Source organism: Vibrio sp. TRT 17S01, assembly GCF_050113695.1.
In the GTDB taxonomy this organism is placed as follows: Bacteria; Pseudomonadota; Gammaproteobacteria; order Enterobacterales; family Vibrionaceae; genus Vibrio.
In genome coordinates this window covers 1-16,466 of sequence record NZ_JBNJOG010000028.1, presented here as the reverse complement: position 1 = coordinate 16,466, position 16,466 = coordinate 1, and the positions used below count along the sequence as shown (strand labels likewise).

21 protein-coding genes are annotated in these 16,466 nt (G+C 40.3%); 1 reads left to right on the top strand and 20 read right to left on the bottom strand.

Annotated features, from left to right (window positions below):
* Positions 1–194: 194 nt before the first annotated feature.
* The 8 genes from ACQEXS_RS21685 to ACQEXS_RS21650 form a co-directional block, all read right to left on the bottom strand.
* On the bottom strand, positions 195–674 hold the full coding sequence (locus tag ACQEXS_RS21685; RefSeq protein WP_427015163.1) for a hypothetical protein: 480 nt from the start codon (positions 672–674) through the stop codon (positions 195–197).
* A gap of 138 nt (positions 675–812) precedes the next feature.
* Positions 813–1,229: a WapI family immunity protein gene (locus ACQEXS_RS21680; protein WP_427015162.1), complete on the bottom strand. Its 417-nt coding sequence runs from the start codon at positions 1,227–1,229 to the stop codon at positions 813–815.
* A gap of 93 nt (positions 1,230–1,322) precedes the next feature.
* Positions 1,323–2,126 (bottom strand): hypothetical protein, encoded by an 804-nt coding sequence (locus tag ACQEXS_RS21675; RefSeq protein WP_427015161.1) that lies wholly within the window; start codon positions 2,124–2,126, stop codon positions 1,323–1,325.
* 136 nt (positions 2,127–2,262) lie between these two features.
* Positions 2,263–2,643 (bottom strand): hypothetical protein, encoded by a 381-nt coding sequence (locus ACQEXS_RS21670; protein ID WP_427015160.1) that lies wholly within the window; start codon positions 2,641–2,643, stop codon positions 2,263–2,265.
* A gap of 228 nt (positions 2,644–2,871) precedes the next feature.
* Positions 2,872–3,300 carry a GNAT family N-acetyltransferase gene (locus tag ACQEXS_RS21665; protein WP_427015159.1) on the bottom strand — a complete coding sequence of 143 codons (429 nt, stop codon included), beginning with the start codon at positions 3,298–3,300 and terminating at the stop codon, positions 2,872–2,874.
* Positions 3,301–3,455: 155 nt separating this feature from the next.
* Entirely contained in the window at positions 3,456–4,451 is a 996-nt protein-coding gene (locus ACQEXS_RS21660) for a hypothetical protein (protein ID WP_427015158.1), read from the bottom strand.
* Between the two features lie 152 nt (positions 4,452–4,603).
* The gene (locus ACQEXS_RS21655) at positions 4,604–5,032 is read right to left on the bottom strand and encodes a hypothetical protein (protein WP_427015157.1); all 429 of its coding nucleotides are present in this window, start codon (positions 5,030–5,032) and stop codon (positions 4,604–4,606) included.
* 144 nt (positions 5,033–5,176) lie between these two features.
* The gene (locus ACQEXS_RS21650) at positions 5,177–6,073 is read right to left on the bottom strand and encodes a hypothetical protein (protein WP_427015156.1); all 897 of its coding nucleotides are present in this window, start codon (positions 6,071–6,073) and stop codon (positions 5,177–5,179) included.
* Positions 6,074–6,212: 139 nt separating this feature from the next.
* Between ACQEXS_RS21650 and ACQEXS_RS21645 the strand changes: the two genes are divergently transcribed.
* Positions 6,213–6,560, top strand: coding sequence for a hypothetical protein (locus tag ACQEXS_RS21645; RefSeq protein ID WP_427015155.1), 348 nt, complete (start codon positions 6,213–6,215; stop codon positions 6,558–6,560).
* A 211-nt stretch (positions 6,561–6,771) separates the two neighbouring features.
* Here ACQEXS_RS21645 and ACQEXS_RS21640 read toward each other — a convergent pair whose 3' ends face one another.
* From ACQEXS_RS21640 to ACQEXS_RS21585, 12 genes are all read right to left on the bottom strand, one after another.
* Positions 6,772–7,224, bottom strand: a complete 453-nt coding sequence (locus tag ACQEXS_RS21640; RefSeq protein WP_427015154.1) for a GNAT family N-acetyltransferase — start codon at positions 7,222–7,224, stop codon at positions 6,772–6,774.
* Between the two features lie 132 nt (positions 7,225–7,356).
* A complete protein-coding gene (locus ACQEXS_RS21635) occupies positions 7,357–7,782 on the bottom strand; it encodes a GNAT family N-acetyltransferase (protein ID WP_427015153.1) in 426 nt (141 codons plus the stop codon).
* 212 nt (positions 7,783–7,994) lie between these two features.
* Positions 7,995–8,201, bottom strand: coding sequence for a hypothetical protein (locus ACQEXS_RS21630; protein WP_427015152.1), 207 nt, complete (start codon positions 8,199–8,201; stop codon positions 7,995–7,997).
* A 138-nt stretch (positions 8,202–8,339) separates the two neighbouring features.
* Positions 8,340–8,735, bottom strand: a complete 396-nt coding sequence (locus tag ACQEXS_RS21625; protein WP_427015151.1) for an ACT domain-containing protein — start codon at positions 8,733–8,735, stop codon at positions 8,340–8,342.
* A gap of 136 nt (positions 8,736–8,871) precedes the next feature.
* Positions 8,872–9,534 carry a hypothetical protein gene (locus tag ACQEXS_RS21620; protein WP_427015150.1) on the bottom strand — a complete coding sequence of 221 codons (663 nt, stop codon included), beginning with the start codon at positions 9,532–9,534 and terminating at the stop codon, positions 8,872–8,874.
* Between the two features lie 109 nt (positions 9,535–9,643).
* Complete coding sequence (locus tag ACQEXS_RS21615; protein WP_409457598.1) at positions 9,644–10,354, bottom strand: heme transporter CcmC; 711 nt, start codon at positions 10,352–10,354, stop codon at positions 9,644–9,646.
* 700 nt (positions 10,355–11,054) lie between these two features.
* Positions 11,055–11,381, bottom strand: coding sequence for a GNAT family N-acetyltransferase (locus ACQEXS_RS21610; RefSeq protein WP_427015164.1), 327 nt, complete (start codon positions 11,379–11,381; stop codon positions 11,055–11,057).
* Between the two features lie 896 nt (positions 11,382–12,277).
* Positions 12,278–12,577 (bottom strand): hypothetical protein, encoded by a 300-nt coding sequence (locus ACQEXS_RS21605; RefSeq protein WP_427015149.1) that lies wholly within the window; start codon positions 12,575–12,577, stop codon positions 12,278–12,280.
* A gap of 145 nt (positions 12,578–12,722) precedes the next feature.
* Positions 12,723–13,706, bottom strand: a complete 984-nt coding sequence (locus tag ACQEXS_RS21600) for a hypothetical protein (RefSeq protein ID WP_427015148.1) — start codon at positions 13,704–13,706, stop codon at positions 12,723–12,725.
* Between the two features lie 156 nt (positions 13,707–13,862).
* Complete coding sequence (locus ACQEXS_RS21595; protein ID WP_193285309.1) at positions 13,863–14,225, bottom strand: hypothetical protein; 363 nt, start codon at positions 14,223–14,225, stop codon at positions 13,863–13,865.
* Positions 14,226–14,937: 712 nt separating this feature from the next.
* On the bottom strand, positions 14,938–15,465 hold the full coding sequence (locus ACQEXS_RS21590) for a hypothetical protein (protein ID WP_427015147.1): 528 nt from the start codon (positions 15,463–15,465) through the stop codon (positions 14,938–14,940).
* A 133-nt stretch (positions 15,466–15,598) separates the two neighbouring features.
* A complete protein-coding gene (locus tag ACQEXS_RS21585) occupies positions 15,599–16,375 on the bottom strand; it encodes a phosphotransferase family protein (protein WP_427015146.1) in 777 nt (258 codons plus the stop codon).
* Positions 16,376–16,466 lie beyond the last annotated feature (91 nt).

Here is a 16,466-nt window from a genome sequence, read left to right as displayed (position 1 = left end):
AGTGCAGCTTCATGCGCCTCAATTTCACCATTTTCGACGACTGATATTTTCAATATGCGCTCCATTCACATAACGCCAAATTAAGGTGTGAACAACACTTACACCTTAGCTAAAGCATTGTGCCATAAACACTAAACTGACTTGAAGTGAGGGCGCCAAGCGTTGTGAATCACTCTTAAATTTATTGTTAGAAATTACTTTAGGTTCGTAAAACTTAGTGGTTTGGGGTGGCAATCCCCATAAATGTCTATATCTGTTCCACCATTATTGGGTAAAGCCTTTAAAACCAATGATAGCGCTGACTTTCCGTTGTCCATATGTGAGTCGTTGTCATCAAACTCCCACACTTCATAAAACTCAGGGTAGTCATGTGAGACTACATTTATGCCAGTCACTTGACTTGGCTTATAACCACACATTTGATGAAAACTATCAAGTACATCTTTCAGTACAAGTTTGTCTGCTACTGCAATTGTTTGCCCAGGAGTTCCTGCCATTATTTGACTAAATACCGACTTTGAATCGGTAGTTTCAACTTCAGCAAGGCGATAAGGTGAATACGATAATGCTAACTTTGAGTTCGCTTCTAATAGCAATTTATCAGCGCTACTCGCTGTTATGGGCATACTCAGACAAAGGGCAGATAAGCCCCAAAAAACCATATTTTTACGCACGATACATTCCTTGTAATTTCTAACGCCGCGTTAAGTGGTGAACAACGCTACCACCTTACCTAAACCATTGTGCCGTAATCACTAAAGCCGAATCAAACCGAAAATGCCAAGCGTTGTGAATCCGTCTTAAACGCCTTGTTAGCTGAGGTCCTGTAGCACATTTCGCAGATCGGTCGCAAAAGGAGCTAAGCATGTCTGATCTATCTTAAATCCAAACTCCAAATTGTGAGTAAAATCGCCATACTTAGTAAAGTAACCGCTGACTAATACATGGCCTAGTTTAGTCACCTCAAACTTTACGAAATGTTCACGGTAGTCTTCTGTTAGTTCTGCACTTCCAACTATGTTTTCAGCCATCTTTTCAATGCTTTCAACAAAACTCTGCCCGTTGTCGAAACAGACTTGTCCGCAATAACCAAACCCTATAGAGGACACAAGAACTCGGCACTTGAACGAGCTACCTCTAAATAACTCAAAATTGGTCATCTCAAAGACCAATTCATCATCGTTAGTTAATAGTTTAACCACTGTTGTATTTGTTGACTTTAACTTCATGTTGTCCTCTAGCAGCTAACGCCAAATTAAGGTGTGAACAACGCCACCACCTTACCTAACGCATTGTGCCATAAACACTAAATTAGCTTGAAGCTAGGGTGCCGAGCGTTGTGAATCACTCTTAAATTTATTGTTAGCAAGCAACTCGTCTTGCTGTTTATTTAAGTGCTCACTAAGGTTATCAATTAGCCCTAATATCTTGCTATCTAACTGCGAAAAATCATAATTCCCTGAGACAAATGGTTTGTATGCAATCTGCTTTTGACAGGCTTTGTAATGCCGATAGCCACAATACTTCGAAAGCAAGATTAGATCTTCTTCGACTACTTCAACTACGCTATTCAGCATATTTGGCTCTTGTTTTTTTAAGGCTGGACTCAAAACATCTGTAAGCACAGGGTCATTACTAGACTTCAAATCCGCTTGATAGCTTTGATTATAATTTTTCGTAGCATCTAAAAGTTTTGATAACTTGTCTTTACCTTGTAGCTGAAAAGCTAAAACTGGATTCTGAGCAGACAGTTCGTATAAGGATTCCTCATATTTCTTAAACAAATCACCCTCGATATTTTCTCGCGTCAATTCGAAAACTGTCTGTAAATGCCCTTGTATCTTCTCTCTCAAAGGGGGAGTAATAACGCTTGGCTCTGCGGAGATCCCCCTACCCTTTAACAACTTTACGAAATGCTGAACATACGCTTCAGTGGCTTCATCAGGATCAAAGAGAGACTTAGATGCAGCAAACCGGATCTGTAACAGCAGGTACAGCACTCTTCTAGCACACTTTTTGCTCTCATGTTTCCAACGCAGCAAATAGCCAACAGTAGCAAAGCATGAAGCAAACATAATCCCTAGCAAAGTAGCTGCTGGCCCTAGATAATATTGATAATCTTCCACTTATCCTCCTTGATTGCTAACGCCGCGTTAAGTGGTGAACAACGCCAACCACCAAACCTAATCCATTGCACCTTAAACACTAAATGCAACTTAAAGTGAGAGCGCAAAGCGTTGTGAGTCCGCCTTAAACGCTTTGTTATGTGCATCTGGCCAGCATGAACTGCCAGTCCTGTTCAGAAACCCAAGATTCAAAAACCTTCACCCTGTGATAGCCCTTTTGAGTCAAGGATGTAACACGAATATATGACCTACCTGTTAGTGACTTCTGATACCTCAATGCAGCCGGTATGTTAAACAAATACACCTCTTCATCATCCGCTGTAAGATTGCTATCACACTGACGCTTAGTGGAGAAATATTGAATTGCAGCGCCTAAAAGCACAAAGCCATAAGTAATTGCACTCTGCTCCATAGAAAAAACAAAGTCCAATGCCAGTAAAACACCCATACCACCTAAAACGGACGATAGACTGTAGGAAACCGCTCGGGAATGAGCGATAAACTCAATTTCACGCATAATCGAACCTCCGTTTATCATTGTTCATAAAAACTAGAGAACTAAAGTAGGGTTCGATAAGCAATGCGAGTTTATTCACAGTAAAAGATGCTCATAACGCCCTGTTAAGGTGTGAGCAACGCAATACCGATGCTTCCGCATACCACCTTAATCACTTAAACCAACGCATAGTAAAAATGCCACGCGTTGCGAATCACTCTTAAACAGTTTGTTATACGCGTGCTAACACTACAACGGAACTTTCATAACCTTATGATTTGGCTCACTTTCAATGTCAACCGCTAACCAACCTAAAGACTCATACAACGATGGTACATTTGTGTAAGCATACAGGTTACTTTGAGTTGCTGCTGATACTTGCCTAACACCTCGATTGATCAGTTCACTCGCAATACCTTGACCACGCCACTCATTGGATACAAAAACTGCGTTAAGCCAAATAACTTCCGAGTCACCATGAGGTTCTTTAAAGCGCGAATAAGCGAGACCTCCAATAACTTGGTTCTCTCTGAGAGCAACAATTACCGGTGGAAGGTTAGATTCTAGTTTATAGGTATCTACAAACAGAAAGTCAGACCATTCCGTTTGAAACAGCTTCTCTAGAGCAACCCTATACTCACTATCTTCATCGCAATTTCTGAATACTACCTTGTTCATATTGGATTATTTCCTCAAAAGCGTATAACGCCAAATTAAGGTGTGAACAACGCTGACACCTTGGCTAAACCATTGTGCCATAAACACTAAACTTACTTGAAGTGAGAGCGCCAAGCGTTGTGAATCACTCTTAAATTTATTGTTAGCTAAATAACTTACGCTACAGCTTCAACATCCACTGTTTCGACTGCCTCAAAACCTTTGGTCTTTTTGAAAGACATATTATGAATAAAGTTTTGCATACAGTCAGAAGGGTCAATTGCTTCCATGTTAATCCCTTTTAGCGTCGCCCTAGAGATATACACCGACAGCACATTCGATTCTTCCAAGTGTCCTGTTGCTTTGTTCAACAATTTGTCGGTTGCATTAATTACCACAAATTCATCAGGCAAAACTGCAAACAGCTCACGTGCAACTCGCAGGACTGAGCTGCAAACATAATCCTGATAGATTTCGTTAAACTTGCCTACAGGCATCTTTTTGACCGACAACTTACCGCTCTTTAACAAGCTCTTTTGTTCACTAGGAATGATATCTTCACCATGAATTTGTACATTCACAGTTACTAACGAAGTATCAGATATGGACAAGTGAAGGCTTGAACCTAACGCATCAAGTTCACTAAAAGGGCTCATTTCTTTAATCACTTCGATTTTAGCTTCAGGAGAGCCAGCTAGTACTTTCTTTGCCTGCTCTACACTATCCGCCCAATCTTCACACTCCTGATTCCAAGTTTGGAGTGAAGCTTCATAGTTATTACTGTCTTCTTGTTTAGCTGATTCTATAGCAAGATTTAAAGCTGAAAGCTTTGAATCGACTCGCTTAAACAATTTGTCAATGAAGCTTGGTTTGTATGCTTCTTTTAGCTGCGTTGTTTTTTGCTCTAACACATTTGAAAACACTGGTTTTATAGGCTCGTTAGACAAAGAAATTTGATGCCAGTTAATTTCATCGCCACACTCTTTGTGCATGGACTGAACAATTTCTATATGATTTTCAAAAACGTCGACTTCATACGCAGCTTGCTCCAATTCTTGCATTTTTGCATACTGCTTTTGCTTTTTTTCAATTTCACGTTGACGTTTTTTTGCGTTTCGATCTGCGCGTTTTGCAGCTGCATTAATAGATCTAACTGTACCTTTCCAACCCATAGTTACCTCATTATTATTTTATTTAGCTAACGCCAAATTAAGGTGTGAACAACGCTACCACCTTACCTAACGCATTGTGCCATAAACACTAAACTGGCTTGAAGTGAAGGCGCCAAGCGTTGTGAATCACTCTTAAATTTATTGTTATGTGATTATTCGCGTTCAGGGGAGTAACTATCATCAGCGACTGTGATTTTGCATGTGTAACAGTGCCAAACACCAATATAGTCTTTGTTTATTAAGCGTATTAGTTTTCCATTATTGTCATAGCATGAGGGACAGTATGGACCCTCTCTCTTTTCACCCAGATTCAACCAATAGTAAGTCTCATCCCACTCCATATTTTGTTTTTGTTCTAGAGACTGTTGAAGCTCTGAAAGTTCTTTATCTTTTTGTACAATCAGTTCTCTAACTCCTGCCAGCTCAATCTTTGCGTCAGCCAAAGAGCTAATCAGTTCTGCCAGCTGATATTTAATCTCTGCTTTTTCAAGACTTTTGTCACCATCCTTGATGATCCTAGCAAGATCAGTTGCCGTTTTAATACTGGCTAAAGCGGCACTAATCGTCGTTAAATCTGTCATATATACTCCAATCACATAACGCCCTGTTAAGGTGTGAGCAACGCAATACCGAAGCTCCCGCAAACCACCTTAAACACAAAACGCAACGCATAGCAAAAATGCCAAGCGTTGCGAATCACTCTTAAACAGATTGTTAACTGTATTTTAGCTCGATTTTTTTGGTGGAGCTTCGTCCATAACTGATCTCGTAATCGGCTTTTGTGGTGGAGGTGGCGGCGGTGGTGGAGCTGCTTTTTTATCAGTCATGAGATCCTCACATTTTTTTAGGTGGTTGACCGTTTTCAATAATTCTTCGTGGTTTTGGCGCTGTTGGAGCGCTTGGTGGAGGTGGTGGAGCACCTGTTCCTGGTTTTTTAGGCATAACTGCTGTACCTCCAGCATGTTCTGATTGTGTAGTACTGCATTTGCAATATTACTATCTATATTCTCTAGTTTGTCTACCAAAGAACGATTATATATTAGTGTCTCTTTGCGTGGAGACGAAGTATCAAGGTCAAAAGTTACGAATAAAACACTCGCTAAGAGAAAAGGAACAGAAGCAGTTAGTAACCAACGTACTGAGTTATGTATACGTGCAAAACGGGTATCGTTTATATCTGTATTATGACTTGAGCAGTCTCTCAATTGCTCATAGAGAAATTGTGACACCATTTCGTCAACGTCTACTATTGGCTGTTTGTTTTCGGGGTAATCTTCATTGTATTGATTAATTGAAGCAGCATATTGCTGTACTTCTAGTCGGTATCCGTCCGTTTCCTTGGGACTCGGAACCCCTTTGTATTCATTTCCCCAAAACGCTGAAATTAAGTGCCAAACTCCAATCGCAGATAAAGCAATACTTAAAATTGCTAATACTACAAACGCAATTGCTACTTCTCTATATACAGAAAAGTCTAACATTCTGAGCATATAGCTAACAATTGAGAAGCCAGTAAAGATTAGTGCGAAGTTAATCTGTACTCGCGTAAACAATTTTTCCCTAGTTTCCATTTCGTGAAAATACATCTTTTCATAGAATGGAAACAGCTTATCTCTATTCACGAAACCTCCTATACAGTTAACGCCGCGTTAAGTAGTGAGCAACGCCGACCACCTAACCTAAACCTTTGCACCGTAAACACTTCACCCAACATAGAATGCAAAACGCCAAGCGTTGGGAATCTGCCTTAAACGCCTTGTTATGCGAATTTGCACGCATAAGCCAACTTGGCCCAATGCAGACTACCTTAAGCACGAAAAACCACAAACAAACCAAACACTTTCTGTGATTCAAGAAACAGCAGAGTCACTATGTTACAGCCAAAGTCCCGACAACTACGAAATGCGGCCTTTCAGCAACAATGTTGCTTTTAAACCACCTAACTTCGCAGCGACGAACATTCAACAAATACTAACCATCGATAGTCTTGCTCTTTCCACACTTGGAGCCAGTGGGACTCACCACAAACCAGCACTGAAAACCAATGAGGCAACCTGTGAACCTTGGCATGTTTTACGGCCTGAGAGATTCAAGAAATTGAGCCGGTAATGCTGAGTTGCCGACACCGAAAAATGGATGGCCAAAGAGAGCGAGAAAGAGACATGAGATAATTTGCCTTCCTAGTCGCATAACGCCAAATTAAGGTGTGAACAACGCTAACCACCTTACCTAAAACATTGTGCCATAAACACTAAACAGGCTTGAAGTGAAAGCGCCGAGCGTTGTGAATCACTCTTAAATTTATTGTTATGTTGTAAACCTAACCTTTCCACTGACAATCTAAGTCTGGAAGCCCTTCTTCATTTTCACTGTTTCCAGGCCGAACAACAAAACCATGTGCACGGTAGAACCTCTGAGCTTTCTCATTTACTTCAAATGTCCGTAAAGTAAGTGAACCATTCGATTGTACTTTGGCTTGGCTCAGTAAGTACGAGCCGATACCTTTTCGTTGGAATTTAGGTGAAACGTACAGTTGGCTTATTTCTGTTTCTGAACTCGCCATAAAGGCAACCGGATCGGAGTTATCGATACGGACAACAACTAACACTTGATAACTACTAGGTAGGATATGTTCGAGAAAGTACGCTTGAGATTCAAAAGAGTGGACTGGCTGTATGCCTAACGCTTCCATCATTGATTCACGCCAAAGTGACGTCACTTCCTTGATGTGCTCCGAAGCTAAAGGCTCCCCTTTGTAGATACTTAAGTCCATTTTTTCTCCTACAACATAACGCCAAATTAAGTAGTGAGCAACGCCCCCACTAACCTAACCTGTTGTGCCGTAAACACTAAAGCTGATTCAAACCAAAAGTGCCAAGCGTTGTGAATCTGCTTGAATTTATTGTTAGGTTTTTGCGCTGAACTCCATGAGATAGTAGTCACCCAAGCTGTCAGCGCCCTTTTGGACCTTCATGAAACCATTGGATTCATAGAAACCAATCGCTCTTTCGTTTTCCGACATACACTTTAGGCTCAAACCGCTATATGAAGACTTAGCCTTTTCTAACAACTGAGTACCAACCTTTTTCCCTTGGTGGTCATTAAAAATATATAAGTGATGTATAAAATTTTCTGGTTCCCAGATTGAAATAAACCCTAATACCTCACCACCAGCAACAGCGACCCAAACACGTTCGCCTTCAGTGTCACGGCTAAAGTCTGAAAGTTGATAGCCACTGGTGTCGAGCCAAGTAAACGTGGAAACCCTAGCACTCAAATACAGCTCGCTTACTGCTTCCAAAAAGTCATCACTGTAGTCTTTGATCTCCATATATCCCTTTCCGAAACCTAACGCCAAATTAAGGTGTGAACGACGCTGACACCTTACCTAAAGCATTGTGCCATAAACACTAAACTGACTTGAAGTGAGAGCGCCGAGCGTTGTGAATCACTCTTAAATTTATTGTTATATGCGTACTTGAATATGGAAGTACGACGTCTTTAAGTGCCACTTACCTACCTTTCAGACGATTCCTTATGTATTTACGAAAACAAAGCATTGATAGCAGATACAATAAGGCCCAATGCTGGTGCAAACAAACATAGAATGGCAACAACGAAGAGTACGATAATACGCTTCCAAGACTTTTCTGCTTCTTGGGCAAATTTGACTGTAAACCAAGAATCCGAAGCAACTAACATCGCGTCTTCTTGCTGCGAATTGCTATTTCGTTTCTCATAGAGTGACATAAGTTCTATTCCTTCTACTGACGGAAGCATATAACGCCGCATTAAGGTGTGAGCGGCGCTTGGCTATACTTGAGCGAAGCGAAAACGCCAAGCGTTGCGAATCACTCTTAAATGCTTTGTTAGCAATATGGCTCAACCCTATGCACTGAACTCTTCTAATGCTGAAACTGCCGCTTCAGCCTTACCACTTTGAACAAAGATATGATCGTGATAATGAGCAGCAATGACATTGGCACTGATGCCCTTTGAGGCCAGCTTGTTAGCAACAGCAGCTGTAAGACCTACAGCTTCCAAACTAGAGTGAACCGTCAAAGTGATTTGACTATATACACCATCAAACGGCAAACCCGCGATTTCTGCCACTGACTTTTCTAGGACTAGAGTTAAGCCCTCAGATTCGATAAATGTGGCAACTGGATTTAGGTCAACGTAATCTGCCAACACACCAGAAACTGTACAAAATACGAACTCTGATTCCACTAATTTTGGACTCATAGATCGCAATAATTCATCTAAATCTGTGATTCCTGACATATTGATTCCCTCATATATTGCTAACGCCCAATTAAGTTGTGAGCAACGCTGCTACCTTACTAAGACATTGCACCGTAATCACCAAACAAGTTGAAACGGAAAGTGCCGAGCGTTGCGAATCAGCTTGAATTGCTTGTTATGCATTTCGCGCGTCCCGATACTCAGATTCCAACCAAGAGCAGAGAGATTCGACATTATTAATTGATTCGAACACTTTTTCTTTACTAGGGGAAATTATTGGTGGGAAAAACCAGTTTGTCTCACTTCCTTCGAGTGCCATCTTCTTTTCTATTTGCTGAGCAAAATAAGGGTTAGGGTATTTTTCTAAGTCTCTCTTTGAATGGTATACATTTACGGACGTTAAATGATCTGGGTGCTGCGCACGATTACGAGCCAATGTTATTTGCTCAATAACTGCTAAATCCGCCGGACAATGTTCCATTTCTAAATCACACTCCTTAAAGATCTGCCTATAGCCATTGAACCAACCTTTACTTTTAAAATCAGGTTTAAAACTCATACCGTGGTGATCTTCAAGTCGGGATACCCAAGCTTTAAGAAAAAGCTGTAAAGATGATGAAAGCATTGATAGAGCATGGAGACCACTTATCTCCATAGCAGATTTGGCATCTATCCATTCATTTAAAAATGGAGGCTCAGGGTCCTCACTGTATGAAGGAGTATAGGGTTCAACTCCAGCTTCTATGTCAGCCATTGTTCGAACAAAAGGTTGAGATGAAGTTTCATAAAAATATCGAATGAACTTTGTCCGTTCTTTCAAAAAATATTCAATATCCAATTGTTACTCCTTCTATATGCATAACGCCGCATTAAGGTGTGAGCTGCGCTCGGCTATACTTGAGCGAAGCGAAAATGCCGAGCGTTGCGAATCACTCTTAAATGCTTTGTTAGGCAGGTTTAAGCTCAGTCCCTATGACCAAAGATATTGATACTTCGGCAGCTTCTTTTGAAGGCTCCACGTCCCCTCGAATACCGCTATTTATAGCAGCTAGCATGCAGATGAATAGAATCAGTGCGCCTACGTAGATGTAATAACTTTTAAAGTAACTAAAGTTATTTTGCTCGAAAAACTCATACCCAGCAAACTTGGCCATAAGAATTTTGGGGATAACTATGAAAACTGGGAAAAAAAGCGCTGCAAACACTGACCACCAAGGATAGATTGTCGGATTACCAAAACCGTACCATAGCCATAAACCAATAGGAGCTACAACAGCAACGACCCAATAAAACAATAGATTGGGCTTTACTTCATTACCATACCTTTCACTAATCTCGCGAAAAGCAACTTGCTGCCCTATGGCTTGAATACGCATGCCAGTTACAATACAAATAGAGGAAATAGTGGCTACATGAAGCTCTAACTCTGAATAGTGCAAACCCGCAATGGACGCTATAGATATCACAGGTTCTACAAAGAATGACTTGTAGAACTCTATACCAGACAAAATGAAACCTTTCCAAACTACGATTTTGCTAGATAATTCAGCTAAAGACGTCAAGGTCAGTATAAAGCCCATAACCATTGTCACTTTAGTCAATGCATTGCCTTGTCGAAAAGAACTCTTAAACTCGCCAATTTCTTTATCAAAATTCATGCTCAATCTTACCCATCCTGCCTAACGCCGCATTAAGGTGCGAACAACGCTAAACACCCAACCTAAACCACTGCACCTTAAACACCTAAACCAAATTTAAACTAAAATCGCTAAGCGTTGTGAGTCACTCTTAAATGCTTTGTTAGGCGCTTCACGCAAATAGTTAAAATTGGACTTTTAAAACCACCTTTTGGAAAAGAGAAATACACGTAATCCACTGAATTTAATTAAAACCCAAATGCTAAAGCGGCTAAGTCTCTGAAACCTACTGCAACCAAAACACCAAAGAAATTAGCAAATCAACGCATACATATGGAATTTGGAAAGACTAACTTTCAGTGCGAAATTTCAGCCAATAAACCCATTTCGAAGACAGGTAAAATTGAAGCGATTTGAGCCAAAGAAACTAACAACAAACAGACCAGAAAACCGAATGAGGCAACCCGCAAACTTTGGCATGTTTTACGGGTTAAGTGATTCAAGAACTTGAGAAGATAAAGCCAAATTGCCGAAAAACTAGAACAAATGGCTAAAGAAAAATTGGAGATTTGAACCAAGAAATTTCATACTGCGCCTAACGCCCTGTTAAGGTGTGAGCAACGCAATACCGATGCCACCGCATACCACCTTAAACACTAAACGCAACGCATAGTAAAAATGCCACGCGTTGCGAATCACTCTTAAACAGTTTGTTATGTTTTTATTTGAAATAGAATGGATGATCGTACACAGTGTTCGGTTTCACAGAATCATCCAAATACAGTCGGAGGTGAACACGAGATCGAAGACATAGATGCTTTTCAAACCCAAGTGATTCATAGAAAGCTACGAGATTTTCCACAGTTATTCCGCTATCGTCGTCTGGCTCTGCAGTGATTTCTACGCAAGCTTGAGGACACTCTGCCGCAATTCGTTTGAGTGTATCCTTTAGTAATTCTCGAGCGAATCCTTTCCTACGAAATTCAGGTAATATATCTACACGCTCGATAGTATAGACGTTTTCATGCTCAGGATTTTTTCTCCACATGCAATTACAATCATCATCGTAGTTTTCGAAATACACATATAAAAAACCATCATGCTCCTTATGCATAATGTTGGATAATTGAGTCATGATACTCCTCATGGATAAACTATCAGCCAGTTAAATTTATCAAACCTTTGAATCTTAGTCGTAAATCATCGTAGATTTTCGCCGAAAACATAACGCCCAATTAACGTGTGAGCAGCGCATACACTGAACTTGAATACTGCGCCGTAAACACTAAATTCAACCCGAAGTGAGAGCGCCAAGCGTTGCGAATCACTGTTGAATTGTTTGTTATGTTTTACCACAAATACATGATTTACTTGAGAAAGAACTACTATTTCTAACTAGTTTTCTGAAGTAAACCACAAGGGAAGAACCAACTTGGCCACCAAGGGCGACCAACCTAAAACAAGTAATTCCACTTCCCTGCCCAATGAGGCAACCCGACCGAGTAACAACAAGTACCCTTTCTTTCCAACCAAAGCGCTAGACAATGGTAAATTGCCGAGGCAACTGCCAAGCCGAAATGCTGATTGGCTAAGAACCTCAAAGCGACTTAAGGCCAATTAAACAAGAAGCCAACCGCCACGACCTGACAATGAAGCAACCCGCGAACATTGGCATGTTTTACGGGCTGAGAAATTCAAGAACTTAGACCGACAATGCGGATTTGCTGAGTCTACTAGGGGCGAATTGCCAGAGGGACAAAGAACTAGAGCCTAAGACCTTTAAGCCTCTGAAATACAAGTAAACATAACGCCGCATTAAGGTGCGAACAACGCTAAACACCTCACCTAAACCACTGCACCTTAATCACCAAAACCAAGTTTAAACTGAAATCACAAAGCGTTGTAAGTCACTCTTAAATGCTTTGTTATGCATTTTAAAACTTATTAGTCGTAATATTCAGAGTCAAACATCATGAACCTAGATATATATTTTGATGCACATTGATAAATTGCTTGTCCTTCATAAGTATGTTGTTCAATCTCCGAGTAAAACTCAAACGTACACACACTCCCTTTTGAATCATAAAAGACTGATTTAATATGGACATCAAGATTTTTGCTAGCAACTTCCTTTGCAAACTTAAGCATTTCACAAATCTCATCAACCTTTCCAGCACGGCTTTCTATTTCAATTCCAAATGCTGTCATATTACCTGCAATTTCTACTTCTCTATATTTTCCCATACTAACCTCGTGATGATAAAAATGCATAACGCCGCGTTAAGTGGTGAACAACGCTAACCACCAAACTTAAACCATTGTACCTTAAACACTAAATTCAACTTGAACTGAAATCGCCAAGCGTTGTGAATCCGCCTTAAACGCCTTGTTAGGGGGTGAGGCTGCCTTCAAATTCATGCCTCTGCATATAGGGCTTATGCTTAGTACCTAATCGTCCCATTAAGCCTTCGAGTTCTACTTCGGTCAGGATTGCATTAAATCCTTTTGTGCCGAGCCAATCTTTGACAACTTTAACAGTTGATATATCTGTATTGACAAACTCTTTGTTAAAATCAGGCTTAAAGTAGTTAATTAGGGTTGCTTCACAGATACTAGTGATTGCCCCCTTTGGTAAACCTGAATCTGTCCTTAGCATAAGGTCATTTCCATTGCTATTTAGTTTATAAATTGATGCTTCATCAATTACAAAAAAGTAAGCAAAGTAGTCGTAATATTCATTGTATCTCGACGATAAAATTGGTCCCCACTTCTCATGTTTTTTGAGCCTATCGAAAGTGCTTTTACTCGACTTACCTATGTAACAAATTTCGAGCTCATCTAGAACCTCGATGTCGTAGTGGTTTATCAATTGATATACGAACAAGTTTGCTTCAACTGGAACCCCGTCATTCATGCCACTTGCTATCGGGCACGTTATATTAAGCTGTTCGTCGGAAGAATCAGAGTTAACTATTGCCAATCTGCAGTACTTTTCACTATTGCTATAATGAATCCCTTCTATAGACCTAAAGCCAGACAAAGCATAGTCTACAAACTCCTCAATCGTTTTAAATCTCGATCTCAAGTTTACCGATAAATCACTTTCACCATTAAACCAATATTTTGCCATATTAAAGATGACATCATGGTGCTTATCATTTACAACCAACTTCCCTTTTAAACAGAAGTTATTGGTGACTGAGAATGAAGATGGAACAAACCTAACTTTTGGAGTTTTAACAATAGCGTATATAGTCGATTGACTAATAACATTAGATTCTTCCAATATTTTCATATTCTCATCATCAAAAATTCGATAATGTGGTTGGTACATATATTGACTAACATACGTACTAAAATATTTTTTATTCATAAACTCCGCCTTTATTAGCCCCCTAACGCCCTGTTAAGGTGTGAGCAACGCAATACCGAAGCTGCCACATGCCACCTTAATCACTTAAACCAACGCATAATGAAAATGCCATGCGTTGCGAATCACTCTTAAACAGTTTGTTATATGTAAAAGTGACTACAAATCATTCAGTTGAGTGATCGGTGCGCACCCCTTAAACTTTATGATTCGTTTCGTGACTTTACGCCCTTCTCCCCCCAAGCCTGCGGAAATAGTTGATCCATCCGTTGTAAGACCAAGATTACCTTTGCCACTTGTGTCATAGTACTCCTCAATCTCAACTTCTTCAGCTGAATCAATTCGTCTAGCAATAGCTAACTCTTGTTCCACTTTTGCTCCCGACAATAGAATTCTCGATTCAATTTCTGCCTTAGTAGCTTCTTCACTGAGCTCTAGAGATGTCTTTGAGTCAGAACCGTTAGAATAATTTTCAACTAACTTTTTGACTGCAAAAGAAATTAAGTCTGTTGTAAACAGCATATATGACCTCTATATATTACAAAATGACCAAGTTTATTTTTACATATAACGCCGCATTAAGGTGCGAACAACGCTAAACACCCAACCTAAACCACTGCACCTTAAACACTAAAACCAAGTTTAAACTGAAATCACCAAGCGTTGAGAGTCACTCTTAAATGCTTTGTTAGGCGCTTCACGCAAATAGTTAAAATTGAATTTAGAAAACCACTTTTTGGACAAAAGAACGTACGTAAGCCACTGAATTTGATTAAAACCTAAATACTAAAGCGGCTAAGTCTCTGAAACCCACTGCAACCAAAACACCAAAGAAATTGGCAAATCAGCGCATAGACATGGAATTTGGGAAAGCTAACTTCCAGGGCGAAGTTTCAGCCAATAAATCCGTTTCGACGATAGACAAACTTGAAGCGATTTGAGCCAAAGAAACTAACAACAAACCGACCCCAAAAACCAATGAGGCAACCCGCAAACGTTGACATGGTTTACGGGTTGAGTGATTCAAGAACTAGGGAAGATAAAGCTAAATTGCCGAAAACTAGAACAAATTGCAAAAAAGAAATTAGAAACTTGAACCGAGAAATTTCTTACTGCGCCTAACGCCCAATTAAGTTGTGAGCAACGCTGCCACTTTACTAAAACACTGCACCGTAATCACCAAACAAGTTGAAACCGAAAGTGCCGAGCGTTGCGAATCAGCTTGAATTGCTTGTTATAGCGCATTTGCACCTTCAAGCGCCCATACCATTACATCATCACGCTCAAACTTAGCCTGACGTCCATATTCAAAATTTGGACACATAAAAAATGCATACTTTAGCCGCGCATCTGTAGCTGCAACCTTATCGATATCTTTTTTGAGTTTTTGATTATTGCTTGGTGTAACTGACGCAAAAACTTCAGCCGCTAAAGTTCCACAATTTGACTCAATATCTGAGCCAGGCGCTGTACCTAAATTTAAAGTATATGGAGCTAGTTCAGAGTGATACTTAAACAAGACCTCCATTGCGTTAAATGACGCTAAGTAAGTAAATGATTGATTAATTTGTTCAATTACATTCAACTCACGATCAGAATCCAGCGGATCAAACCCTACACCACCAAACTTCATTTTTGAAAATAACCCGTATGCATCTCGTTCAGTGCGGATCTGTTCCACAGATTTATCGATTGACTCCATGGCCAACCGTTTTAGAGCTGCGACCTCTTCTTTATCTGCAACACTGATAGTCTTACGCATTATTACCTCCTGCGCTATAACGCCCAATTAAGTAGTGAGCAACGCTACCACCTACCTCAACCATTGTGCCGTAAACACTAAAGCCGATTCAAACCCAAAGTGCCAAGCGTTGCGAATCTGCTTGAATTGCTTGTTATAACGCATCTTCGACTGAAGCTAACCACTTAGGAATGTTAGCCCTATACCAATTTATGTACTTTTCTTGTTCTGGGTTGTTTCGGCTATTTAAGATGTTTACAACTTCTATAACTATCCAGCACTTAGCGATAATAAGATGCTCAAGAAGCTCGGCTTTGGGTAGTGCCGGGTTGTGTTTGATGTATTGAGTAACAATTTCGTTGTATTCAGAGATGCTACCAAGACCGCTAACTAGAGGTGCCAAATCAATAGCTGGGCTACCTTGACCAAAACGCTCCCAGTCGAACAACACTAGCTCTCCGCTATCTCGTGTTCCCCAGTTACCGTCATTAGTATCACCAGATATCAGCACCCTGCATTCAAAGATACTATCGGAGAGTGACTGTATCCGTTTTATTGAAGATTCCACAGCATCCGGAAGGTTCAATATTTTAAGGGCTTCGTCAGTAGCAAAGGCTGTCCATTCATGCTTCTTAACTTCAAAAGTCGGAGTATAGTCCGAACGATGAAGGGCTGCCAATTGAGAAAATAAATCAGACTTAGTTCGTAAGTCTTTGAGCGATATACGATTTGGAATATGTTCTATGTATAGATGGTCTCTGTCTATTTTTAACAATCTTGGAGTGTTTATCCCCTTTAATTTCGGTGCAGCTGATTGGTAAAAATGTATCTCCACTTCTGATGCGCCTTGCTTGAGCACACAGTTAACCCCGCCTAAAGTCTTAATAGATACTCTAGCAGAACCCATCTTTGATAAGTCTTGTGTACTCATAGCTCTCCTGCGTTATAACGCCGCATTAAGGTGCGAACAACGCTAAACACCCAACCTAAACCACTGCACCTTAAACACTGAAACCAAGTTT

Bases quoted from the DNA above. Each gene is read 5' to 3' on its own strand.
- ACQEXS_RS21680 (WP_427015162.1), bottom strand. From the start codon at position 1,229: ATGAAGTTAAAGTCAACAAATACAACAGTGGTTAAACTATTAACTAAC.
- ACQEXS_RS21670 (WP_427015160.1), bottom strand. From the start codon at position 2,643: ATGCGTGAAATTGAGTTTATCGCTCATTCCCGAGCGGTTTCCTACAGT.
- ACQEXS_RS21665 (WP_427015159.1), bottom strand. From the start codon at position 3,300: ATGAACAAGGTAGTATTCAGAAATTGCGATGAAGATAGTGAGTATAGG.
- ACQEXS_RS21660 (WP_427015158.1), bottom strand. From the start codon at position 4,451: ATGGGTTGGAAAGGTACAGTTAGATCTATTAATGCAGCTGCAAAACGC.
- ACQEXS_RS21655 (WP_427015157.1), bottom strand. From the start codon at position 5,032: ATGACAGATTTAACGACGATTAGTGCCGCTTTAGCCAGTATTAAAACG.
- ACQEXS_RS21645 (WP_427015155.1), top strand. From the start codon at position 6,213: ATGCGAATTTGCACGCATAAGCCAACTTGGCCCAATGCAGACTACCTT.
- ACQEXS_RS21640 (WP_427015154.1), bottom strand. From the start codon at position 7,224: ATGGACTTAAGTATCTACAAAGGGGAGCCTTTAGCTTCGGAGCACATC.
- ACQEXS_RS21635 (WP_427015153.1), bottom strand. From the start codon at position 7,782: ATGGAGATCAAAGACTACAGTGATGACTTTTTGGAAGCAGTAAGCGAG.
- ACQEXS_RS21630 (WP_427015152.1), bottom strand. From the start codon at position 8,201: ATGTCACTCTATGAGAAACGAAATAGCAATTCGCAGCAAGAAGACGCG.
- ACQEXS_RS21625 (WP_427015151.1), bottom strand. From the start codon at position 8,735: ATGTCAGGAATCACAGATTTAGATGAATTATTGCGATCTATGAGTCCA.
- ACQEXS_RS21615 (WP_409457598.1), bottom strand. From the start codon at position 10,354: ATGAATTTTGATAAAGAAATTGGCGAGTTTAAGAGTTCTTTTCGACAA.
- ACQEXS_RS21610 (WP_427015164.1), bottom strand. From the start codon at position 11,381: ATGTGGAGAAAAAATCCTGAGCATGAAAACGTCTATACTATCGAGCGT.
- ACQEXS_RS21605 (WP_427015149.1), bottom strand. From the start codon at position 12,577: ATGGGAAAATATAGAGAAGTAGAAATTGCAGGTAATATGACAGCATTT.
- ACQEXS_RS21600 (WP_427015148.1), bottom strand. From the start codon at position 13,706: ATGAATAAAAAATATTTTAGTACGTATGTTAGTCAATATATGTACCAA.
- ACQEXS_RS21595 (WP_193285309.1), bottom strand. From the start codon at position 14,225: ATGCTGTTTACAACAGACTTAATTTCTTTTGCAGTCAAAAAGTTAGTT.
- ACQEXS_RS21590 (WP_427015147.1), bottom strand. From the start codon at position 15,465: ATGCGTAAGACTATCAGTGTTGCAGATAAAGAAGAGGTCGCAGCTCTA.
- ACQEXS_RS21585 (WP_427015146.1), bottom strand. From the start codon at position 16,375: ATGAGTACACAAGACTTATCAAAGATGGGTTCTGCTAGAGTATCTATT.